A 22,637-nucleotide genomic window follows, 5' to 3' on the forward strand; every position below is an offset into this window, starting at 1 on the left:
AGCCTTCGGCAGCTCCTACAGGGGAAACGCATTCCAAATGTAGGAGCTGCCGCAGGCTGCGATCTTTTGATCTCTCATGAATATCAATCGAACTGCGCGCGCATCCAGGCCTGATACTCGGCAACGCCCGGCTGGCCTTCGCGCGGTGCCCAATCTGCCAGCTCACCGTCACCGACCGGGCGGTAAGGACCGGCCTTGCATTCGAACATCAGGCTGTCGGCTTCCAGCACCACCAGTCCATGGAACACGCCAGTGGGCAGGTCCACGCCGATGCAATCGCCACCAGCCTGCAGGATGCGCTTGCTGACTACCCCGCCCGACTCATCAAAGATCAACAAACCAAGCCGCCCTTTGAGGACCAGCAAGGTTTCGGCCTTGTTCTCGCCAAGGTGGCGATGCGGCGGGATATAGGTGCTCGGCTGCAACCCGACCGCCATGCGGTGGCAAGCATCTTCCATCTGATGGAAGTTGTGATGTTGGCGCCCCCGGGGATTAGCCGCGGCTTTCTCGGCCAACTCAGCGAACAGCGTTTGATCAAGAAAGCTCGGCGTGGTCATTGATTACATTCCTTTAACGGCAAAAATCCCGTTGGCGTTGCGCCAGTAACCTTTGTAATCCATGCCGTAACCGAAAATGTAACGGTCGATGCACGGCAGACCGACGAAGTCGGCTTTCAGATCCGGGCGAGCCTTGCGGTCGTGGTCTTTGTCGATCAGTACCGCGGTGTGCACTTTGCGCGCGCCGGCATGTTTGCAGAAGTCGATGATCGCGCCCAGGGTGTGACCTTCATCGAGGATGTCGTCGATGATCAGCACATCACGGTCGATGAACGAAACTTCCGGCTTGGCTTTCCAGAACAGGTCGCCGCCGCTGGTTTCGTTGCGATAACGGGTGGCGTGCAGGTAGGACGCTTCCAGCGGGAATTGCAGATGGGTGAGCAGCTTGCCAGCGAAAATCAGGCCGCCGTTCATCACACAGAACACCACCGGATTGCTGTCAGCCAGTTGCTCGTTGATGTGCGCACCGACGCGGGCGATGGCCGCCTCGACTTCAGCTTCGGTGTACAGGCAGTCAGCCTCTCGCATGATTTGACGGATATGCTCGAGATCAGCGGACATGGCGCTCTCCAGGGGGACGTATTCGGGAAAAGCGGGCAAAGGTACGCATCCCGCCCGGCCAGATCAAGCGTTTGTGGACTAACGTACTCTATGTCTATAGGACAACACTCTCGGATAGATTAATCTAGGCCGCTTTTTTTGCCCGCCGCCGGAGCTTTTCCCATGCCCATCCTCGAGATCCGCCATCCGCTGATCCGTCATAAACTTGGCCTAATGCGCCGCGCAGACATCAGCACCAAGAATTTCCGTGAGCTCGCTCAGGAAGTCGGTGCCCTGCTGACCTATGAAGCCACCAAAGACTTGCCGCTGGAAGCCTACGATATCGAAGGCTGGTGCGGAACCGTGTCGGTCGAGAAAATCGCCGGCAAGAAAATTACCGTGGTACCGATCCTGCGTGCCGGCATCGGCATGCTTGAAGGCGTTCTGAGCCTGATCCCGGGCGCAAAAGTCAGCGCCGTGGGCGTGGCCCGCAATGAAGAAACGTTGCAGGCACACACCTACCTGGAAAAACTGGTCCCGGAAATCAACGAGCGCCTGGCAATGATCATCGACCCGATGCTCGCCACCGGCAGCTCCATGGTTGCCACCATCGACCTGCTGAAAAAAGCCGGTTGCCGCGACATCCGCGCCATGGTGCTGGTTGCCGCGCCCGAAGGCATTGCCGCCGTGGAGAAGGCTCACCCGGACGTGACCATCTACACCGCATCCATCGACGAACGACTGAACGAGCACGGTTACATCATTCCGGGCCTCGGTGATGCGGGTGACAAGATCTTCGGCACCAAGCAGAAGGACGCTTGAGCATGCAGGAAGAGTTCAACGATCCGCTCTGGCGCACGGTGTTGTCCGGCGCACAGATGCTGTTCGTAGCATTCGGCGCCCTGGTATTGATGCCGCTGATTACCGGCCTCGATCCAAACGTAGCGCTGTTTACCGCAGGGCTGGGGACGATTCTGTTCCAGATCGTCACCGGCCGTCAGGTACCGGTGTTTCTGGCATCGAGTTTCGCCTTTATCACCCCGATCATTCTTGCCAAGGGCCAGTTCGGGCTCGCGGCGACCATGGGCGGCGTCATGGCGGCAGGCTTCGTCTATACCTTTCTCGGCCTGGCCGTGAAGATCAAAGGCACCGGTTTTATCGACCGGCTGCTGCCACCGGTGGTGATTGGTCCGGTGATCATCTCCATCGGCCTGGCTATGGCACCGATTGCCGCCAACATGGCGATGGGCAAGGCTGGCGATGGCTCTGAACTGATTCATTACCAGACGGCGATGCTGATCTCGATGCCGGCATTGCTCACCACACTGATCGTGGCGGTGTTCGGCAAAGGCATTTTCCGCCTGGTGCCGATCATCTCCGGCGTGCTGGTCGGCTTTGCCATGGCCTTCTACTTCGGTGTGGTGGATACCGCCAAGATCGCCGCGGCACCCTGGTTCGCCATCCCGCACTTCACTGCGCCGGAATTCAACTGGCAGGCGATTCTGTTTATCGTTCCAGTGGCCCTGGCGCCAGCGATCGAGCACATCGGCGGTGTGATTGCCGTCGGCAGCGTGACCGGTCGCGACTACCTGAAAAAGCCTGGCTTGCATCGCACCCTGCTCGGTGACGGGATTGCGACCACCGCAGCCGGTCTGTTCGGCGGCCCACCCAACACCACCTACGCCGAAGTGACTGGCGCGGTGATGCTGACCAAGAACTACAACCCGAAAATCATGACCTGGGCGGCGATCTTTGCCATCAGCCTGGCGTTTGTGGGCAAGTTCGGCGCGCTGCTGCAAAGCATTCCAGTGCCGGTGATGGGCGGGATTCTCTGCCTGTTGTTCGGTTCGATTGCTGCAGTGGGCATGAACACGCTGATTCGCCACAAGATCGACCTGGGCGAGGCACGTAATCTGGTGATTGTTTCGGTGACCCTGGTGTTCGGGATTGGCGGTGTGCTGGTCGGTACAGGGACAGGCCCGGACGACTTCGGCCTCAAAGGCATCGCGCTGTGCGCGGTGGTGGCGATTGCGCTGAATCTGTTGCTGCCAGGCAATGACAGCTGGAAGCACAAGAAGGCGGATGAGCCGCTGCTTTAACAGCGCACACATCCCCTGTGGCGAGGGAGCTTGCTCCCGCTTGAGTGCGTAGCACTCACAAAATCTTTTTCGACTGCGAGAATTTTGGGGCCGCTTCGCAGCCCAGCGGGAGCAAGCTCCCTCGCCACAGGTCGTATTCTTATAGGGCCAACGGCGCTCGTTCACACAAGGCATTCAATGCCCGCGCCCACTGCGGATCATCGTTGAGGCAAGGCACCAGCACCAGTTCCTCCCCTCCCGCTTCGCGGAATTGCTCCAGCCCGCGATCGCCAATCTCCTCCAGTGTCTCGATGCAATCGGCAACGAACGCCGGGCACATCACCAGAATTTTCTTCACGCCGCTTTTGGCCAGTTCGTGCAAACGGGCTTCGGTGTAGGGTTCGATCCATTTCGCCCGACCCAGGCGCGACTGGAACGACACCGACCATTTACCGTCCGGCAACCCCATGCGTTTAGCGAATTCGGCAGCGCTGCGCAGGCATTGCGCGCGGTAACAGGTAGCCAACACTTCAGGCGTAGCGTTCTTGCAGCAATCCGCATTCTTGAAGCAATGCTGGCCGGTGGGGTCGAGCTTGGTCAGGTGACGTTCCGGCAAACCGTGGAAACTTAGCAGCAGGTGATCGTGATCCTGCGCCAGATACGGCTTGGCACTGGCGACCAGCGCATCGAGGTATTCCGGCTGATCGTAAAACGGCTGGAGAATCGAGAACTGCACGTCGAGTTTCTTCTCGCGCACGACGCGTTTGGCTTCTTCAATCACCGTGGTCACGGTGCTGTCGGCGAACTGTGGATAAAGCGGCGCGAGGGTGATGCGTTTGTGGCCTTGAGCGGCGAGCTGCTGCAGTTTGGTCTCGATCGACGGTTCGCCGTAACGCATCGCCAGCTCAACCGGCCCATGGGTCCACTGCGAGGTCATCGCCTGTTGCAGGCGACGGCTGAGCACCACCAGCGGTGAACCCTCTTCCCACCAGATGGACGCGTAGGCATGGGCCGACTGCTCCGGCCGCTTGATCAGGATCAGCGATACCAGCAAACGGCGCACCGGCCACGGCAGGTCGATCACATACGGGTCCATCAGAAATTGATTGAGGTAACTGCGCACATCCGCCACCGAAGTGGAGGCCGGTGAGCCCAGGTTGACCAGAAGCAATGCGTGATCGGTCATGCAACGTCCTATTTCAAAGGCGGCTGGACAGGTCGTCCAGAGCCGCGCGCAAATCAGTGAACCGGAAAGTGAAACCCGCTTCCAGCAAGCGGACCGGCATGGCCTTTTGGCCGCCCAACAACAGCAATGACAGCTCGCCCAGGCACACCTTCAACGCCAGGGCCGGCATCGGCATGAACGCGGGACGATGCAGTACAGCACCCAACGTCTTGGCGAACTCGCTGTTGCGCACCGGTTTCGGTGCGCAGGCATTATAAGGACCGCTGGCATTTTTCTGATGAAGAAGAAAATCAATCAAGGCGATTTGATCGTGGATATGAATCCACGGCATCCATTGCCGACCATTGCCAATAGGCCCGCCCAGCGCCAGTTTGAATGGCAGCAACAGGCGCGACAAAAAGCCGCCATCGGCCGATAGCACCAACCCCGTGCGGACCAGGACCACGCGAATACCCAACGCCTCGGCCCGCTGTGCGGTTTCCTCCCAGGCGATGCACAGCTGACTGGCGAAATCATCGATGACCGGTGCAGATTCCTCGGTCAATTCCCGTTCGCCCCCGTCGCCATACCAACCGACAGCAGAACCGGAAATCAGCACGTCGGGTTTCTGCTCGCGGGTCTCGAGCCAGGCCAGCAGGTGTTCGGTCAGCGTAATCCGGCTGCTCCACAACAACGCCTTGCGCTTGGTCGTCCATGGACGATCTGCAATTGGCGCGCCGGCCAGATTGATAATGGCGTCCACCGTTTCCTCGCCGATGTCCTCCAATCGAGAAATTCCGCGCACCTTGGGACCACAGATTTTCGCGACTTTCTCCGGCTCGCGGCTCCAGACCGTCAGGCTATGTCCCTCGCTCAGCCAGTGTCGGCAGAGCTGACGCCCTATCAAACCAGTACCGCCGGTCAGCAATATGTGCATGACTTCTTCCTCGCGTGGCCTTTTATCCTGCTCACTAGTCTATTTTTATAAGCAGGGATCTTTGGTATCGGGCAGTGTCTGTGTTTAACAATAGGCCAACCTGTCAGAACTAGAACGCTAAAAGTTATACCAAAAAACAATATTGTACAGGTTTCAACCCCAGCGTAGTCTGTACAGAAAGGTAAACGAGGCCCCTATGACTGTACCTATCGCAATCATCGGCACCGGCATCGCCGGGCTCTCAGCCGCCCAAGCCCTGACAGAGCTCGGGCATGTCGTTCAACTTTTCGATAAAAGTCGCGGAAGCGGCGGACGAATGTCGAGCAAGCGCAGTGACGCCGGCGCTCTGGACATGGGCGCACAGTATTTCACTGCGCGTGACCGTCGGTTCGTTACAGAAGTTCAGCGTTGGCAAACCCTTGGTTGGGTCGCCGAGTGGACGCCGCAGCTTTATACCTACCACGGTGGCCAGCTCAATTTGTCACCGGATGAACAGACTCGCTGGGTCGGCACGCCCCGCATGAGCGCGATCACCCGCGGTCTGCTCGGCAATCTGGAGGTGCAGTTCGCTTGCCGGATCACCGAGGTCTATCGCGGAGAAGAGCACTGGCATTTGCAGGACGCCGAAGGGTTCACGCACGGCCCGTTCAGTCATGTGGTCATCGCCACGCCAGCCCCTCAGGCGACGGCATTGCTGGCCTCTGCACCGAAACTCGCCGGGGCTGCTGCCGGAGTGAAGATGGACCCGACCTGGGCGATTGCCCTAGCCTTCGATACGCCACTGGATACCCCCATGGAAGGTTGCTTCGTGCAAGACAGCCCGCTCGACTGGCTGGCGCGTAACCGCAGTAAACCCGGGCGTGACAACACGCTGGACACGTGGGTACTGCATGCCACGAGCGCCTGGAGCCGACAGCACATCGACCTGTCCAAGGAAGCCGTTATCGAGCAATTGCATGGTGCCTTCGCCGAGCTGCTGCACAGCGCCATGCCTGCGCCGACGTTCAGCCTGGCTCACCGTTGGCTCTACGCCCGTCCCGCCACCAGCCACGAATGGGGCACGCTGGCCGACGCCGATCTGGGCCTGTATGCCTGTGGCGACTGGTGCCTGTCTGGCCGCGTCGAAGGCGCCTGGCTCAGCGGCCAGGAAGCAGCCCGCCGCTTGCACGAGCACCTGCAGTGAATCGCATCAATCCAGGCAAATTGCTGCTGTCGAAGTGGACAGCAGCCCACCCGCAAAACCGTGAAAAACATTTTTTGGTGACCGAGCTGTTCCGTGATGAGGAAGGCGTCGTGCTGGAAGTTGAAATCCAGGCGGTGTTGACCAAGCGCAGCGAACGGTTTGAATGGCAGGGCCTTCGCAATCAGGACCAATGGAAAATGGGTTGGTTGTAGGAGGCCGGCAAATACCTATACAAATAATTTGACTTGTACAGCTTCGAATCTATGATGAGCTTATGTTGTACAGAACCTCGCATCTGTACAAGTTTAGATTCGAGGTGTTCCGATGACCCCTGCCACCGTGAAACCGAAGATTGCCATCAGCGCCTGCCTGATGGGCGCCGAAGTACGCTTTAACGGCGGACACAAGGAATCGCGCCTGTGCAGTCGCACCCTCACTGAATACTTCGATTTCGTCCCGGTCTGCCCGGAAGTCGCCATTGGCCTGGGAATTCCTCGCCAACCGATCCGTCTGGTCGGTGATCCTGAACAACCTCAAGCCGTCGGCACCGTCCTTCCAGAACTCAACGTTACCCGCCCCCTGGCTGAGTACGGTGAAAAAATGGCGGCGGAGCTGGACGACATCTGCGGCTACATCTTCATGCAGAAATCCCCTTCCTGCGGCCTGGACCGGGTCAAGGTCTACCACGCCAACGGTGCGCCTGTGGATGGCGGTGGACGCGGTATCTACGCCCAGGCTTTCTGCTCGCGACACCCGGATTTACCGGTGGAGGAAGACGGGCGGCTGAATGATCCAGTGCTGCGCGAGAACTTCCTGACTCGGGTTTTCGCCTACAGCGCCTGGCAACAACTGTTGAAAGAAGGCCTGACCCGCCGCGGCCTCACCGACTTTCACTCGCGCTACAAATACCTGCTGATGGCCCACAACCCGGTGCAGTACAAAACCCTGGGCAATCTGCTGGGGAACATGGGCCAGACCGACCCGATCGAGTTGGGCCCGCGCTATTTCAGCGAGCTGATGGCAGCCTTGAAGAAATGCGCCACTCGACGCACCCACAGCAATGTCCTGCAGCACATCAGCGGTTACCTCAAGCAGGTGATCAGCGCTGAAGACAAACAGGAAGTGCAGCACGTTATCGGCCAATACCGCCACGGCATCGTGCCGCTGGTGGTGCCTTTGACGCTGCTCAAACACTACTTCCGCCAACACCCGGATCCCTACATTGCGCAACAGGTTTACCTGCAACCGCACCCGGAAAACCTCAGCCTGCGAAACGCGATCTAATGAACGACCGACTCGACACCAGCGCCAGCGAAGACCTGGGCGATGATTTCAAAAAAGCGCTCGACGAAGGCTGGCTGCCCATCCGCGAAGTCGCGCGGCAGACCGGCGTCAACGCGGTCACCTTGCGCGCCTGGGAAAGGCGTTACGGCCTGATCGTGCCCCAGCGCACGCCCAAAGGTCATCGACTGTTTTCCGCCGAGCACGTGCAACGCATTCTGACCATTCTCACCTGGCTCAATCGTGGCGTGGCCGTCAGTCAGGTCAAGCAACTGCTCGATACCCCACAAGCCTTGAACGTACCCGTCGAAAGCGATTGGCACGTGCTGCGGCATACGTTGCTGCAAGCCGTAACGCAGCTAAACGAGCGCACCCTGGACGACACCGTCAATCAGGCGATGGCGCTGTACCCGCCACGCACCTTGTGCGAGCAGTTACTGATGCCACTGTTGGCGGACCTGGAGCAACGCTGGAAAGGCCAGTTCGGCGCGCAAATGGAACGCGTGTTTTTTTACTCCTGGCTGCGCAGCAAGTTTGGCGCGCGCATTTACCACAACAACCGTCAATTACGCACCGCGCCGCTGCTCTTAATCAACCACTCGGACCTGCCGCTGGAGCCTGACCTGTGGCTCACCGCCTGGCTGGTCAGTAGCGCCGATTGCCCGGTCGAGGTGTTCGACTGGCCGCTGCCGGCCGGTGAACTGGCGCTGGCGGTGGATCATTTGAAGGCTCGCGGCGTGCTGCTGTATTCCAGCAAAGCCATGAACCTGTCGCAGCTGATGAAACTATTGAGCGGCGTGAGTTGCCCAAAAATGATTGCCGGCCCAACGGTATGCATCCATTGCGCCGAGTTGTCCGTAAGAACTTCCGGGATCGCTGATTTGTTCCTGGCCGAAGATCCCTTGTCGGCTCACCAGAACCTCGTTCAGCAGGGGCTCATTTAATGGCTCTGCTGAATAACCGTACGGACACCACCATGCAATTGATCTGGCTGCGCAGCGACTTGCGCCTACTCGACAACACGGCGCTCAGCGCAGCTGCGGCACGCGGCCCGTGCGTGGCGGTGTATGTGTTGAGCCCGCAGCAATGGCTGGAGCATGACGACGCGCCGTGCAAAGTGGATTTCTGGCTGCGCAACCTGAGCGAATTGAGCCGCGCATTGGGAGAATTGAACATCCCCCTGCTGATCCGCGAGGCCTCACGGTGGGATGACGCGCCGAAGGTCTTGCTCGATCTCTGCCAGCAATTGAAGGTCGAAGCGGTCCACGTCAACGAGGAATACGGCATCAATGAAAGCCGGCGTGACGAGCAGGTTGGCGAAGCACTGAATGCCGAAGGCATCGGCTTTTACAGCTATCTCGATCAGCTGTTTTTCAAACCTGGCAGCGTGCTGACCAAGACCGGGACTTACTTTCAGGTCTTCAGTCAATTTCGCAAGGTCTGCTACGAACGTCTGCACCGCTCGATACCCGCCATGGTCGTGAAACCCGCAGCGCAGGATTCGCTAGACATCGCCAGCGACAAAATCCCTGCCAGTGTCGAGGGCTTCGAAACGCCCGGCGAACGGCTGCGAGCACTCTGGCCGGCCGGCGAAGCGCAAGCCCGCCTGCGTCTCGATGCCTTCGCCGACGCACAGATCGATTACTACAAAAACGAGCGCGACTTCCCCGCCAAACCGGGCACCAGCCAGCTCTCAGCCTATCTGGCGGCCGGGGTCGTTTCCCCTCGCCAGTGCCTGCACGCAGCCTTGCAAAGCAACCAAGGGGAGTTCGAAAGCGGCAAAGTCGGCGCAGTCACCTGGATCAATGAACTGCTGTGGCGCGAGTTCTACAAACACATCCTGGTGGGCTACCCACGGGTTTCTCGCCACCGTGCTTTTCGCCCGGAGACCGAAGCGCTCGCGTGGCGCGACGCCCCGGATGAACTGTTGGCCTGGCAGCAGGCCCGCACGGGGCTGCCGATCATCGACGCGGCCATGCGCCAATTGCTTGAAACCGGCTGGATGCACAACCGCCTACGCATGGTGGTGGCGATGTTCCTGACCAAAAACCTGCTGATCGACTGGCGCGAAGGCGAACGCTTTTTCATGCGTCACCTGATCGATGGTGACCTGGCGGCGAACAACGGTGGCTGGCAGTGGAGCTCATCCACCGGCACCGACTCGGCGCCCTACTTCCGGATATTCAACCCGCTGAGCCAGTCCGAGAAATTCGACGCCGAAGGCGTGTTTATCAAGCACTGGCTGCCTGAGCTGGCCGGACTGGACAAGAAGCAAGTGCACAACCCGGCAGACGTCGGTGGGTTGTTCGGCGTGGCGGATTATCCATCGCCCATCGTCAACCTGAGCACGTCTCGACAGCGCGCTCTGGCCGCATTCAAAAACCTGCCCTCGCGGCAGGCGCAAGATTGAAAAGGAGAATGGGATGAGTCTTACACCTCCACGACGGTATTGGTTGACTGGCGCCAGCAGCGGTATCGGTGCCGCGCTGGCTGAAGAAATACTCAAGACCGGCGCACACCTGGCCGTGAGCTCACGCTCGGTGGCGCCTTTGAAAGTCTTGTCCCAACGCTATCCGGGGCAAGTGCTGGTCGTGCCTGGTGATCTGACCAACAGCCAGAAAGTGCGCGAGATCGGCGAACAGATTGCTGAAGACTGGGGATCGCTGGACACGGTTATCCTTAACGCCGGCACGTGCGAATACGTCGATGCCCAACAGTTCGATGCGTCGATCATCGAGCACGTGGTGCGGACCAATCTCCTCGCCAGCGCCTACTGCATTGAAGCGGCCTTACCCTTGTTGCGCGCCGGGACGGCGCCGCATCTGGTCGGCATGGCAAGCTCCGTGACCTACCTTCCGCTGCCCCGAGCCGAAGCCTATGGCGCGTCGAAGGCAGGCCTTCGTTACCTGTTCGAATCGCTGCGCATTGATGTGGCGTCTGAGGGCATCGAGGTCACGGTGGTCAGCCCGGGCTTTGTCGATACACCGCTCACGGCCAAAAACGATTTCCCGATGCCCCTCAGCTGGCCTGTGGATAAAGCAGCGCGGCACATTTTTGCAAAACTTGCGAACCGTCCACTGGAGATCGCGTTTCCGGCACTGTTCATGGCCGCCCTGTGGCCGTTGTCGAAACTGCCCAATCGCATCCAGCTCGAGATCGGCAAACGCATGGTGCGCAGCAATCCGCCCATCAGGGACACACCGTGAACATCGCCATCATCGGCAGCGGTATCTCGGGGCTGACGAGCGCCTATCTGCTCAACCGCAGTCACGAGATCACCCTGTTCGAAGCCGGCGACTGGATCGGCGGGCACACCCACACCGTGGACGTGACTGTCGACGGTCGAAGCTACGCCGTGGACACCGGGTTCATCGTGTTCAATGACTGGACCTACCCCAATTTCATTCGCTTGCTGGAACAGCTTGGCGTGGGCTTCAAACCCACCGAGATGAGCTTCTCGGTCAGCGATCCGGACAGTGGCCTGGAGTACAACGGCAACAACCTCAACAGCCTCTTTGCCCAGCGTCGCAATCTGTTGTCACCAGGGTTCTGGGGCATGTTGCGTGACATCCAGCGCTTCAATAAGGAGGCGCTACGCGACCTCCAGGAAGAGCGAATCGACATCAACACCACGCTGGATGATTACCTCAAGGCCGGTGGCTATGGTGAGCGTTTCATCCTGCATTACATCGTCCCGATGGGCGCGGCGATCTGGTCGATGTCCATGGCCGACATGCTCGGTTTTCCGTTGCAGTTGTTTGTACGGTTTTTCAAGAATCACGGCTTGCTGTCCATCAACAATCGGCCGCAATGGCGGGTGATCGAAGGCGGCTCCAGCGCCTACATCGAACCATTGACTGCTTCATTCCGTGAACGCATCCGGTTGAATTGTCCGGTGACCCGGGTCGAGCGCGACGAGGAGGGTGTGGTTATCCACAGCGCCGCCGGTATCGAGCGGTTCGACAAAGTGGTGTTCGCCTGCCACAGCGATCAGGCATTGAAACTGCTCGCGGCACCGAGCGACGCGGAACAATCGATCCTCGGCGCCCTGCCCTATGCCGACAATGAGGTGGTGCTGCACACCGACACGCGCTTGCTACCCCAGCGCAAACTTGCCTGGGCCAGCTGGAATTATCGCCTCGGTGGCCCAGGCCATACCCACGCCGCCGTGACGTACGACATGAACATCCTGCAAGGCATCCAGAGCGACACCACGTTCTGTGTCAGCCTGAACCAGAGTGCGGGCATCAGTCCCTTCAAGGTCCTCGCCAAATACACTTACGCGCATCCGCAATACAGCCTGGCCGCCGTTGCCGCCCAGGCGCGCTGGGAGGAATTGAACGGCACTGAGCACACCTGGTATTGCGGTGCGTATTGGGCAAACGGTTTTCACGAGGATGGCGTAGTCAGTGCGTTGCGGGTTGCCCATGCGTTTGGAGAGCTGCTGTGAACAGCGCCCTCTACAGCGGCTGGATCGCCCATCGGCGATTCGCCCCGCGGCGTCATGAATTCCGCTACCGGATCGGTCTGCTGTACCTGGACCTCGATGAGCAGGACGAGGTGCTGGGGTTATCGCCGATGTCGGGCAATAGTCGCTTTTCGCCATTCTCATTTCGCGAAACCGATTACCTCAGAACCTACACCCGCAGCGGCATGCGTCTGATCGATGCGGTGCGCCTGCAGGTCGGCGAAGCGCTCGGACATGTTCCACAAGGCTCGATCTGCCTGCTGACTCAAGCCCGCAGCTGGGGTTTGTCGTTCAATCCGGTGAGCTTTTTCTATTGCCATGAAGCGGACGGTCAACTGGCAGCGATTCTCTGCGAAGTCAGTAACACGCCCTGGCGCGAACGCTATCACTACGTGTTGCCGGCCAACGCCCCGCAAGATCTGAGCGACTTCCATCAGCACTTCGCCGTGGCCAAGGCCTTTCACGTCTCGCCGTTCTTGCCCCGTGATCTTGAATACCGAATGAGCTTCAGCCCCGCCGCCAAAAAACTGGGCGTGCACATGGCTGACTGGCAGGGCGAACTGAAGCTTTTCGACGCCACGCTCAATCTGCAACGTGAGTCCCTGGATCGCGCCAGCCTGCACCGTTACCTGCGGCGTTTTCCGTGGATGACAGCGAAAACCTGCCTGGCGATTTACTGGCAGGCCATACGCCTGCTGCTGAAGGGCACACCCATATTTGCTCATCGACCTGCCGACGGCAGCTATCAAATCGCCACAGTTCCCCCCAAGGATCGCCGCCATGAAATCCTCTAGCGTCACGGCCAAAGCCCCCCTGCTTAGTACCAACGGCCTGACCGGAACGCTGTTGCGTCGGGGCGTACTGCGTCAGTTGACACACCTCAAGCACGGGCAACTGGTGGTGGTCGAAGACGGAGAACGCCACGTCTTCGGCACCCAGGGCAGTCATTTGCTGGGAGAGATCCATATCCTCAATGCCGCCGCGTGGGGACTGGTGGCGAGCAACGGTTCCATCGGTGCCGGGGAAGCGTTTATTCACGGCTACTGGAGTTCGCCTGACCTGACATCGGTGGTGCGGGTGTTTGTCAGCAACCTTGAAGTGCTGGACGCGCTGGAAGGCGGCCTGGCGAAACTCGGCCGGCCATTCGTTCAAGGGCTGCACTGGCTGAACCGCAATACCCGCAAGGGTTCGCAGAAGAACATCGCCGCCCATTACGACCTCGGCAACGACCTGTTCGAACAGTTTCTCGATCCAACCATGATGTATTCGGCGGCCCAGTTCCTGACGCCCGAAGACAGCCTTGAGCAAGCGCAGTTGAACAAGCTTGAGCGGATTTGTCAGAAGCTGGCGCTCAAGCCGACCGATCACTTGCTGGAAATCGGCACAGGTTGGGGCAGCATGGCGCTGTATGCCGCGCAGCAGTACGGCTGTAAGGTCACCACCACGACGCTTTCCAAAGAACAATACGCCTTTACCGCACAACGTATTGAAGCGCTCGGGCTGCAAGATCAGGTGACGCTGCTGCTGTCCGATTATCGCGATCTGACGGGCCAATACGACAAGCTGGTGTCGATCGAGATGATCGAAGCCGTCGGGCATCGCTTTCTGCCGACCTACTTCAAGCAATGCGCGCATCTGCTCAAGAGCAACGGACTGATGCTGTTGCAGGCCATCACCATTCGCGATCAACGCTACGAACAGGCCAAGAGCAACGTCGACTTCATTCAGCGTTACATCTTCCCCGGCGGCGCCCTGCCCTGCGTGCAAAAGATGCTGGAGATCGTCAGCCGCGACACCGACATGAACCTGCTGCACATGGAAGATTTCGGCCTGCATTACGCCCGGACACTGCGCCTGTGGCACGAGAACTTTCGCCGGGCCCACGGCCGCCTGAGCGAATTGGGTTACGACGATTATTTCCTGCGTCTGTGGGAGTTTTACCTGTGTTACTGCGAAGGTGGCTTTCTGGAACGTACCATCGGCACGGCGCAATTGCTGTTGGCGAAACCGTCAGCAATCACCGCACCGCTGCTGGGCCGTTTCGATGCTTGAACGCCTGACCAATGCCGCGTTGTTTCAATTGGGCTGGTTCGCGTGCGTGGGTGGTGGCGACAGTCTTTGGTTGTTGGTGCCATTGGCAGCGTTGCTGATTCATCTGCTGTGGATAAGTCGTTGGGCGGATGAAGGCCGACTGATCCTCAGCGTGGTTCTGTTGGGCACGACCGTGGACAGTACATTGCGCTGGTTAGGGGTGTTCGATTTCTCCGATGTGGCACCCCTCATACCGCTTTGGCTGATGTTGCTATGGGCGCTGTTGGCGACGACCTTGCGCCACTGCCTGGCCTGGAGCGCCCATCCGTGGTGGCTCGCCAGTGCATTGGGCGCGATCGGTGGGCCGCTGTCGTATTACGCAGGCGGCCAACTGGCAGGGGTGCAATTTCCCTACGGACAATGGGTGACGCTGATCGGCATCGGCTTACTGTGGGCGATGCTGTTTCCCACGCTGCATTTCATGGCCCAGCGACTGGCCTCGGACACCCATCGTTAAACGTCTGTCAGGCCTTTTACACTCATAAGGTCCACTGCCTTACACTGCGCGCCATGAAGACCATTCCCCATATGCAAATCGCCGAGCCGGCCGTCACGTGCTCGACCTGCGCAGCGTGCTGCTGTCAGCTCGAAGTCATGCTGATCACGGACACGGGCGTGCCTGAACGTTTTATCGATACCGATGACTGGGGCGGGGAAGTGATGCTGCGTCTGGATGACGGCTGGTGCGCTGCGCTGGATCGCAACACCATGATGTGCACGATTTACGAAAAGCGTCCGCTGATCTGCCGGGAATTCGAGATGGGTGCACCGGAATGCATCGAGGAAAGACAGGGGATTACGACGGCGTATCGGTGATTTTTGGATCACCGCAGATAAAATGTGGGAGCTGGCTTGCTCCCACATTTTGATCAATGCTTACAACGGCAACGTGTAGTGCAGGGCGTAGCTTTCTACACCGTCATTGTGGCTGGCCAGGCCGGCATTGGAATAGTGCGTAGCCCGAATCCCGACTTCATGACCGCCCGCAAAGCGCAGACCGAATCCGAGACGGTCTTCAAACTGAAAAGACTGACCGATGTTGTTGTCTTCCAGCTGGGTATCGGAGAAGAACGCAACCCCAACACCTGCCTCGATGTAAGGCTTGACGTTCTGACCGGCAAACTCGTAAACGAACACCGGTGCAAACGACAGGCTGTTGTTGCTGGACGTCTTGTCGCCTTCCCAATAGGTATAGGCGCCGCTCCAGAAACCGGTCAGGCGACCCACATCGCTCTGCCACCAGCTCTTGTCCCAATCGAACTGCATGCCCAATCGGTAGGTCATGGTTGAGTCGCTAGTCGCGCCGACTGCGAACTCCACGCCTGCCGCCTGTGCAGTAATACTTTGCCCCATCAGTGCGGCCGCAATCGCGGCCAAGCAGAATAGTCGCTTCACTAGAAACATCCTTTTCCGAACGATTTTCGTATGGTTTTTTTGGTGCAGCTCAACATTCAAAGCTATAGAAGTCGACGAATAGTCAGAAGTTCAGACGGTTTCGGGACTTTTTCACATTTTTTTTACAAGTCGAAGCTACGCACAATGCCGGTGGAATTCCAGAGTACCGGCAACACATTACTAAAATGTTCCGGATCGGCGCTCGTCCAGAACTGTGCGGCGCGAGCAGGCCCCTCAGCGAGCAATTCACGTTCTGCCAACAGGCGCTGAAGTTGCCGTGCTACCGCAGCACCGGTGTCGATCAGGCTGATGTGCTCTGGGATCATCTGCTTTAGCAAAGGCTTTAGGAAGGGGTAATGCGTGCAACCGAGAATTATCGTGTCACACCCTGCAGCCAATAGCGGTGTGACATAGCTGTGGAGCAACGTTCGTAAGGCGGGACTGTGCAGATCACCGTTCTCGATCAACTCAACCAGACCGGGACATGGCTGGGTAATCACGCGAACATCGGTAGCAAAGCGGTCGAGTAGCGCGGCGAACCTGGCGCTTTGCAACGTGCCGGTGGTGGCGAGGACACCGACCACGCCACTGCGCGTTGCGGCGGCGGCAGGCTTGACTGCGGGCTCCATGCCAACGATGGGCCACTCGGGATAATCACGGCGCAAATCTGCAACACCTGCCACCGTCGCGGTGTTGCAGGCCAGCACCAGCGCCTTGGCGCCCTGCTGCTGAAAAAAGCCGGCCATTACGCTGCAACGATCGCGGATGAATTCGGGTGTTTTCTCGCCGTAGGGAATATTTCCGCAATCGGCGACGTACAGCAGGGACTCGTCAGGCAGCAACCGCTGGATTTCAGCCAGCACCGACAGCCCACCGACGCCGGAGTCGAACACGCCAATCGGCGCTTCACGCATGTTTCGACCCACAAACGCCGCAACCTGGATCTCGCTTGACGCGCAACTCCCGGAACCGCGTGCCCAAGGCATCAATCAACAACAATCGACCTACCAGCGGCTCGCCAAAACCTGCCAGCAGTTTCAGCGCTTCGAGGGCCTGAAGGCTGCCGACCAAACCGACCAAGGGACCGATGACGCCGGCTTCGCTGCAGGTCAGCTCGGCTTCGCTGCCATGTCCGTATAAACAGTGGTAGCAGGGGCTTTCCGGGCGTCGTGGATCGAACACCGACAATTGCCCTTCAAGGCGAATGGCGGCGCCGCTCACCAAAGGTTTGCCGGCCATCACACACGCGGCGTTGACCGCTTCGCGGGTAGAGAAATTATCGGAACAATCCAGCACCAGGTCCACCGCCGCTACCGCAGCAGCGAGGGAATCCTCGTCCAGCGCAGTGCGATGGGCGATCAGCTGAATCTCGGGATTGATGGCGCTTAATCGGCGGATGGCCGAGTCGACCTTGCTGACACCAACGCTGTCGGTGTCATGAATGATCTGGCGTTGCAAATTGGTCAGGTCGACACTGTCGAAGTCCGCCAGATGCAGCTCGCCAACACCGGCAGCGGCCAAATACAGCGCAACCGGCGAACCGAGACCGCCGAGGCCGACAATCAGGACACGGCTTGCCTTGAGTCGCAGCTGACCGTCGATATCCACGTGCTGCAACAGAATCTGACGGCTGTAGCGCAACAATTCCTGATCATTTAGCACGGCAAGCGTCCCAGGCTGATACGTTCGTGACCGCCCAGATCGGTGCGGCTGTGCACTTCTTCAAAACCACGGGTCAGCAGCAGATCGCGCACTGCCAAGGCCTGATCATAACCGTGTTCGAGCATCAGCCAGCCACCCGCTTCAAGGTAGTCCGGCGCCTGGGCGACGATCAAACGCAGATCGTCGAGCCCGTCGATACCGGCAACCAGGGCACTGGCCGGCTCGAAGCGCACGTCGCCTTCGACCAGATGCGGATCGGCGCTGGCGATGTAAGGCGGGTTGCTGATGATCAGTTCGAAGCGCTGGCCTTCCAGGGCACTGAACCAATGGCTGCTCAGCACAGTGGCATTGTTCAGGTGCAGACGCTGGCGATTACGTTCGGCCAGGGCAACGGCTTCCGGTACGCGATCCACCGCGGTGACCTTCCATGCCGGGCGCTCACTGGCCAGGGCCAGGGCAATCGCGCCGCTGCCGGTGCCGAGGTCGAGAACCCTGGCAGCTGTGGCCGGGAGCAATTCCAGCGCGGTCTCTACCAGCAATTCGGTGTCCGGACGCGGGATCAGGGTGTGCGGGGCAACCTCCAGGTCCAGCTTCCAGAAACCTTGCTGGCCAAGGATGTAGGCCACCGGCTCCCCGCCGCGACGACGTTGGAGGAATTCGGCGAATTTCAGCGCCGCTTCGCTCGGCACGATGCGTTCCGGCCAGGTGTGCAGGAAGCTGCGGGGCTTGCCCAGCGCAGCCGCCAGCAACAACTCGGCATCCAGACGTGCAGAGGGCGAGTCGGGCAAATCGGCGGCGCGTAACAAACTGGCAATGATGGTCATTTACTCACCTATCGCTGCGAGTTGGTCGGCCTGGTATTCGGCCAGCAACGGCTCGATCACCGCATCGACGCCACCGGCGAGGATTTCATCAAGGGAGTACAGCGTCAGGTTGACCCGGTGATCGGTCACCCGGCCCTGCGCAAAGTTGTAGGTACGAATCCGCTCTGAACGATCGCCCGAGCCCACCAGCAACTTGCGTTCGCTGGCAATGGCATTGGCGGCAGCGCTGGTTTGCTGGTCGTTCAGCTTGGCCGACAGCCAGGCCATCGCCCGCGCGCGGTTCTTGTGCTGGGAACGTTCTTCCTGGCACTCCACGACGATACCGGACGGTATGTGCGTGATGCGAATCGCCGAGTCAGTCTTGTTGACGTGCTGACCGCCCGCGCCAGAGGATTTGTAGGTGTCGACCCGGATATCCGCCGGGTTGATCTCGATCGCTTCCTGCTCGTCCGGCTCAGGCAACACCGCTACGGTGCAGGCCGAGGTGTGGATGCGGCCCTGGGATTCGGTGGCCGGCACGCGCTGTACGCGGTGGACGCCGGACTCGAATTTCAGTTTGCCGTAGACATTTTCGCCCTCAACTCGCGCGATGACTTCTTTATAGCCACCGTGCTCACCGATGTTCTCCGAAAGGATCTCCACCCGCCAGCCGCGACGCTCGGCGTAGCGTGAATACATGCGAAACAGATCGCCCGAGAAAATCGCGGCCTCATCACCGCCAGTGCCGGCACGGATCTCGAGGAACACGTTGCGACCGTCGTTCGGGTCCTTGGGCAGCAGCATGCGTTGCAGATTGGCTTCGATTTCGATCAGTTGCTCTTTGGCTTCGCGGACTTCTTCCACGGCCATTTCGCGCATGTCCGGGTCGCTGTCCTTGAGCAGCGCCTGAGCACCTTCAAGATCGCTCTGTACCTTGAGCAACTGTTTATAGGTTTCGACGATCGGCTCGACTTCCGCGTATTCCTTGGAATAGGTGCGGAATTTGGTCTGGTCGCAAATGACTTCGCCGTCGCCAAGGAGGGCGGTCAGTTCCTCGAAACGGTCCTGGAGGATGTCCAGCTTATTGAGCAGTGACGCTTTCATTGCGTTTTTTTATCCGAAAAGCTATCCGATGAGCCCTCACCGAGGGCAAAGAGTTCCTGGGCCATTGCCAGTGCGTCGAGGCGTCCTTCGGCAGAAAGCTTTTTCAACTGCACGCTCGGGGCGTGCAGGAGTTTGTTGGTCAGGCCCCGCGCCAATTGCACCAGCACGTCTTCGGCGCTGCTGCCATTGGCCAGCATTCGCTGGGCCTTCTGCAATTCTTCGTCCCGCATGCGCTCGCTTTGTTGGCGATAGGCCTTGAGCACATCCACTGCGGCCAGTTCACGCAGGCGGACCATGAAGTCTTCAGCGCCGATCGAGACCATCTCTTCCGCCGCTTGGGCAGCGCCTTGACGGCTTTTGAGGTTCTCGGCGACGACTTCATGGAGATCGTCGACGCTGTAGAGGTACACGTCGTCAAGCTCGCCGACTTCCGGCTCGATATCCCGAGGCACGGCGATGTCGACCATGAAGATCGGTTTGTGCTTGCGCAGCTTCAAGGCGCTTTCGACGGCGCCCTTGCCCAGGATCGGCAACTGGCTGGCGGTGGAGCTGATAACGATGTCACTGCGCACCAGCTCTGCCGGGATATCCGACAGCAATACGGCGTGAGCGCCGAACTGTTCGGCCAGGATGCTCGCGCGTTCCAGTGTGCGGTTGGCAACCACGATACGTTTCACACCCAGTTCGTGCAGATGACGGGCGACCAGGGTGATGGTCTCGCCGGCGCCAATCAGCAGGGCCTGGCTGCGTTGCAGATCGCTGAAGATTTGTTTCGCCAGGCTGACTGCGGCGAACGCCACGGAAACAGGGTTCTCGCCAATAGCGGTGTCGGTACGCACCTGCTTGGCCGCATTGAACGTCGCCTGGAACAGACGCCCAAGCAATGGACCGATGGTCCCGGCCTCGCGGGCCACGGCGTAGGCGGATTTCATCTGACCGAGAATCTGCGGTTCGCCCAGTACCAGCGAATCCAGCCCGGAGGCGACCCGCATCATGTGACGAACTGCCGCATCATCTTCGTGCACGTAAGCGCTCGAACGCAGCTCGTCGAGGCTCAAATGATGGTAATCGGCCAGCCAGCGCAACACGACATCAGCCGAAAGGTGATCCTGTTCTATATAGAGTTCACTGCGATTGCAGGTGGAGAGGATCGCAGCTTCGCGGCTGTCGGTAAGTCGGCAGAGCTGCTGCAAGGCCTCCACCAGCTGCTCAGGGGTAAAGGCCACGCGCTCGCGGACGTCTACTGAAGCAGTCTTGTGGTTGATACCGAGTGCAAGGAAGGCCATTCAAAGTCGCTGATGGTGACGTGAAGCCGGCAATTGTCCTACTTCGACACAACGAGAACAACTACTCGATCTCTATCGCCTTGGTAGGCATCACCCGAGACTGCGAGCGCTTCTCGTTTACATGACCAGGCTGCCCCCCCCAGCCCTTTGTAGGAGCGAGCCTGCTCGCGATAAACCAGAGGACGCCGCGAGGTGTCAGGCTTCCAGCGTTATCGTTGACGTCCTTTGCGAGCAAGCTCGCTCCTACATGGGGATCGTGTCCAAGGGACCGGTAAACAGGGGAAAATGGAGGGCCGGTTATGTTTGGCCGAAGGCTTGTGTCATGATGATCTGACCGCAGGTTAGTCGTCCTCTTCCTATATGAATAGATCTTCCGCGTTGCTCCTCGCTTTTGTCTTCCTCAGCGGCTGCCAGGCCATGGCACCCGTTTCGTCGGACGGTACGCCGCCGACTGAAGACAGCACCCCTGCCCCTGAAAAACCCAAGGTCTATGGCTCATTCAGCGAAGAAACCGTCTTCAGCCTGTTGAGTGCGGAACTGGCTGGCCAGCGCAATCGTTTCGACATTGCCCTGGACAACTACGTGACCCAGGCCATCAACACCCAGGATCCGGGAATTTCCGAGCGGGCATTCCGTATTGCGGAGTATCTGGGCGCTGATCAGGCAGCTCTGGACACTGCGCTTATCTGGGCGAAAAACGCCCCGGATGACCTCGAAGCGCAACGGGCCGCCGCTGTGCAACTGGCTCGCGCCGGGCGCTACGACGACTCCATGGTGTATATGGAGAAGGTCCTGCAGGGCAAAGGCGACACGCATTTCGACTTCCTCGCCTTGTCCGCGGCCGATACGGACCAGGACACCCGCAATGGTTTGATGAAGAGTTTCGATCGATTGCTGCAGCGTCATCCCAACAACGGCCAGCTGATTTTCGGCAAGGCTTTGCTGTTGCAACAGGACGGCGATGCAAAGGGCGCGCTGGCCCTGCTGGAAGACAATCCACCGGAAGATGGCGAGATAGCCCCGATTCTCCTGCGGGCACGTTTGCTGCAATCGCTCGATCGAGGCGATGAAGCCTTGCCGCTGCTGCAAAAAAGCATCAAGAAGTACCCGGACGACAAACGTCTGCGCCTGACTTACGCACGAATGCTGGTTGAACAGGACCGCATGGAAGACGCCAAAGTCGAGTTTTCGAACCTGGTCCAGCAGTATCCCGAAGACGATGAACTGCGCTATTCCCTGGCGCTGGTGTGCCTGGAAGCCAAGGCCTGGGAAGAGGCCAAAGGGTATCTTGAGGACTTGATTGCCCGGGACAGCCACGTCGATTCGGCGCACCTGAACCTTGGGCGCATCGCTGAAGAGCGCAACGATCCACAAGGTGCACTGATCGAGTACGCACAAGTGGGCCCGGGTAATGATTACCTGCCGGCGCAATTGCGTCAGTCCGACATTCTTATGAACAACGGCAAGACGGCCGAAGCTCAAAGTCGCCTGGCAGCCCAGCGTGACGAGCAGCCGGATTACGCGATTCAGTTGTACCTGATCGAAGCCGAGACCCTGTCCGCCAACAAACAACAGGACAAGGCGTGGGCCGTGTTGCAGAAAGCCTTGCAGCAATACCCGGATGACCTGAATCTGCTGTACACCCGCGCCATGCAGGCGGAAAAGCGCAATGACCTGGCGCAGATGGAGAAAGACCTGCGGCTGATCATCAAACGCGACCCGGACAATGCAATGGCGTTGAACGCCCTCGGCTACACCCTGTCTGACCGTACAACGCGCTATACCGAAGCCAAGGCCCTGATTGAACAGGCGCACCAGATCAATCCGGATGACCCGGCAGTGCTCGACAGTCTCGGTTGGGTGAACTTCCGACTGGGCAACCTCGATGAGGCCGAACGCTATTTGCGTCTGGCACTGGAGCGCTTCCCCGATCAGGAAGTTGCTGCTCACCTTGGCGAAGTCCTTTGGGCGAATGGCAAGCAACGGGAAGCGAAGCAAATCTGGGGCAAGTTCCTCAAGGAACAGCCCGACAGCCCAATCCTGCGCGGTACCATCAAGCGCCTGACCGGATCAGAGACTCTTTAAGA

Annotated in this window: 24 protein-coding genes; 14 read left to right on the forward strand and 10 right to left on the reverse strand. The window is 59.2% G+C overall.

The features are described 5' to 3' along the window. Positions 1-83: 83 nt before the first annotated feature. Together ACA063_RS24470 and ACA063_RS24475 are read right to left on the reverse strand one after the other, a co-directional pair. Positions 84-557 (reverse strand): WbuC family cupin fold metalloprotein, encoded by a 474-nt coding sequence (locus tag ACA063_RS24470; RefSeq protein ID WP_497663689.1) that lies wholly within the window; start codon positions 555-557, stop codon positions 84-86. Between the two features lie 3 nt (positions 558-560). After that, the gene (locus tag ACA063_RS24475; RefSeq protein ID WP_162437176.1) at positions 561-1,118 is read right to left on the reverse strand and encodes a hypoxanthine-guanine phosphoribosyltransferase; all 558 of its coding nucleotides are present in this window, start codon (positions 1,116-1,118) and stop codon (positions 561-563) included. Positions 1,119-1,280: 162 nt separating this feature from the next. Here ACA063_RS24475 and upp point away from each other — a divergent pair, with 162 nt between their 5' ends. Further along, positions 1,281-1,919, forward strand: coding sequence for a uracil phosphoribosyltransferase (gene upp, locus ACA063_RS24480; protein ID WP_162437175.1), 639 nt, complete (start codon positions 1,281-1,283; stop codon positions 1,917-1,919). Positions 1,920-1,921: 2 nt separating this feature from the next. Continuing rightward, entirely contained in the window at positions 1,922-3,196 is a 1,275-nt protein-coding gene (locus ACA063_RS24485; RefSeq protein ID WP_121757255.1) for a uracil-xanthine permease family protein, read from the forward strand. Positions 3,197-3,335: 139 nt separating this feature from the next. Here the strand turns inward: ACA063_RS24485 and hemH are convergent, their stop codons facing one another. Both hemH and ACA063_RS24495 read right to left on the reverse strand, forming a co-directional pair. Beyond that, a complete protein-coding gene (hemH, locus tag ACA063_RS24490) occupies positions 3,336-4,361 on the reverse strand; it encodes a ferrochelatase (RefSeq protein WP_497663690.1) in 1,026 nt (341 codons plus the stop codon). Positions 4,362-4,374: 13 nt separating this feature from the next. Next, on the reverse strand, positions 4,375-5,277 hold the full coding sequence (locus ACA063_RS24495) for a TIGR01777 family oxidoreductase (protein WP_497663691.1): 903 nt from the start codon (positions 5,275-5,277) through the stop codon (positions 4,375-4,377). Positions 5,278-5,473: 196 nt separating this feature from the next. On the opposite strand from ACA063_RS24495, the gene ACA063_RS24500 reads away from it, so the two are divergent. The 11 genes from ACA063_RS24500 (at position 5,474) to ACA063_RS24550 (ending at position 15,116) form a co-directional block, all read left to right on the forward strand. Further along, the gene (locus ACA063_RS24500) at positions 5,474-6,460 is read left to right on the forward strand and encodes an NAD(P)/FAD-dependent oxidoreductase (protein WP_194692733.1); all 987 of its coding nucleotides are present in this window, start codon (positions 5,474-5,476) and stop codon (positions 6,458-6,460) included. Beyond that, the gene (locus tag ACA063_RS24505) at positions 6,457-6,672 is read left to right on the forward strand and encodes a TIGR02450 family Trp-rich protein (protein ID WP_162439671.1); all 216 of its coding nucleotides are present in this window, start codon (positions 6,457-6,459) and stop codon (positions 6,670-6,672) included. Before ACA063_RS24500 ends, ACA063_RS24505 begins: the two co-directional genes overlap by 4 nt. A gap of 112 nt (positions 6,673-6,784) precedes the next feature. Then, entirely contained in the window at positions 6,785-7,744 is a 960-nt protein-coding gene (locus ACA063_RS24510) for a YbgA family protein (RefSeq protein ID WP_497663692.1), read from the forward strand. Beyond that, positions 7,744-8,685: a MerR family transcriptional regulator gene (locus tag ACA063_RS24515; RefSeq protein WP_497663693.1), complete on the forward strand. Its 942-nt coding sequence runs from the start codon at positions 7,744-7,746 to the stop codon at positions 8,683-8,685. The genes ACA063_RS24510 and ACA063_RS24515 overlap by 1 nt, the downstream gene beginning before the upstream one ends. A 32-nt stretch (positions 8,686-8,717) precedes the next feature. Then, positions 8,718-10,151, forward strand: a complete 1,434-nt coding sequence (gene phrB / locus ACA063_RS24520; RefSeq protein WP_497666583.1) for a deoxyribodipyrimidine photo-lyase — start codon at positions 8,718-8,720, stop codon at positions 10,149-10,151. Positions 10,152-10,164: 13 nt separating this feature from the next. Beyond that, complete coding sequence (locus tag ACA063_RS24525; RefSeq protein WP_497663694.1) at positions 10,165-10,947, forward strand: SDR family NAD(P)-dependent oxidoreductase; 783 nt, start codon at positions 10,165-10,167, stop codon at positions 10,945-10,947. After that, on the forward strand, positions 10,944-12,191 hold the full coding sequence (locus ACA063_RS24530; protein WP_497663695.1) for an NAD(P)/FAD-dependent oxidoreductase: 1,248 nt from the start codon (positions 10,944-10,946) through the stop codon (positions 12,189-12,191). Before ACA063_RS24525 ends, ACA063_RS24530 begins: the two co-directional genes overlap by 4 nt. Beyond that, positions 12,188-13,003, forward strand: coding sequence for a DUF1365 domain-containing protein (locus ACA063_RS24535; RefSeq protein ID WP_497663696.1), 816 nt, complete (start codon positions 12,188-12,190; stop codon positions 13,001-13,003). The genes ACA063_RS24530 and ACA063_RS24535 overlap by 4 nt, the downstream gene beginning before the upstream one ends. Beyond that, positions 12,990-14,261 (forward strand): class I SAM-dependent methyltransferase, encoded by a 1,272-nt coding sequence (locus ACA063_RS24540; protein ID WP_497663697.1) that lies wholly within the window; start codon positions 12,990-12,992, stop codon positions 14,259-14,261. Before ACA063_RS24535 ends, ACA063_RS24540 begins: the two co-directional genes overlap by 14 nt. Continuing rightward, entirely contained in the window at positions 14,254-14,757 is a 504-nt protein-coding gene (locus tag ACA063_RS24545) for a DUF2878 domain-containing protein (protein WP_497663698.1), read from the forward strand. Before ACA063_RS24540 ends, ACA063_RS24545 begins: the two co-directional genes overlap by 8 nt. 53 nt (positions 14,758-14,810) lie before the next feature. Further along, on the forward strand, positions 14,811-15,116 hold the full coding sequence (locus ACA063_RS24550; RefSeq protein WP_497663699.1) for a YkgJ family cysteine cluster protein: 306 nt from the start codon (positions 14,811-14,813) through the stop codon (positions 15,114-15,116). Between the two features lie 60 nt (positions 15,117-15,176). Here ACA063_RS24550 and ACA063_RS24555 read toward each other — a convergent pair whose 3' ends face one another. The 6 genes from ACA063_RS24555 to hemA all read right to left on the reverse strand — a co-directional run bounded on the left by ACA063_RS24555 (position 15,177) and on the right by hemA (position 20,550). Then, positions 15,177-15,695 (reverse strand): acyloxyacyl hydrolase, encoded by a 519-nt coding sequence (locus tag ACA063_RS24555; RefSeq protein WP_497663700.1) that lies wholly within the window; start codon positions 15,693-15,695, stop codon positions 15,177-15,179. Between the two features lie 122 nt (positions 15,696-15,817). Then, positions 15,818-16,609 (reverse strand): glutamate racemase, encoded by a 792-nt coding sequence (gene murI / locus ACA063_RS24560; protein ID WP_497663701.1) that lies wholly within the window; start codon positions 16,607-16,609, stop codon positions 15,818-15,820. After that, positions 16,602-17,357, reverse strand: a complete 756-nt coding sequence (locus tag ACA063_RS24565; protein WP_490146371.1) for a molybdopterin-synthase adenylyltransferase MoeB — start codon at positions 17,355-17,357, stop codon at positions 16,602-16,604. Before ACA063_RS24565 ends, murI begins: the two co-directional genes overlap by 8 nt. Beyond that, positions 17,351-18,181 (reverse strand): peptide chain release factor N(5)-glutamine methyltransferase, encoded by an 831-nt coding sequence (prmC, locus tag ACA063_RS24570; protein ID WP_497663702.1) that lies wholly within the window; start codon positions 18,179-18,181, stop codon positions 17,351-17,353. Before prmC ends, ACA063_RS24565 begins: the two co-directional genes overlap by 7 nt. Further along, positions 18,182-19,264 (reverse strand): peptide chain release factor 1, encoded by a 1,083-nt coding sequence (prfA, locus tag ACA063_RS24575; RefSeq protein ID WP_497663703.1) that lies wholly within the window; start codon positions 19,262-19,264, stop codon positions 18,182-18,184. Further along, on the reverse strand, positions 19,261-20,550 hold the full coding sequence (gene hemA / locus ACA063_RS24580) for a glutamyl-tRNA reductase (protein WP_162439685.1): 1,290 nt from the start codon (positions 20,548-20,550) through the stop codon (positions 19,261-19,263). The genes prfA and hemA overlap by 4 nt, the downstream gene beginning before the upstream one ends. 360 nt (positions 20,551-20,910) lie before the next feature. Here hemA and ACA063_RS24585 point away from each other — a divergent pair, with 360 nt between their 5' ends. Further along, the gene (locus ACA063_RS24585) at positions 20,911-22,635 is read left to right on the forward strand and encodes a tetratricopeptide repeat protein (protein ID WP_497663704.1); all 1,725 of its coding nucleotides are present in this window, start codon (positions 20,911-20,913) and stop codon (positions 22,633-22,635) included. Positions 22,636-22,637 lie beyond the last annotated feature (2 nt).

The sequence above is a fragment of the Pseudomonas sp. LBUM1643 genome (genome assembly GCF_059716215.1).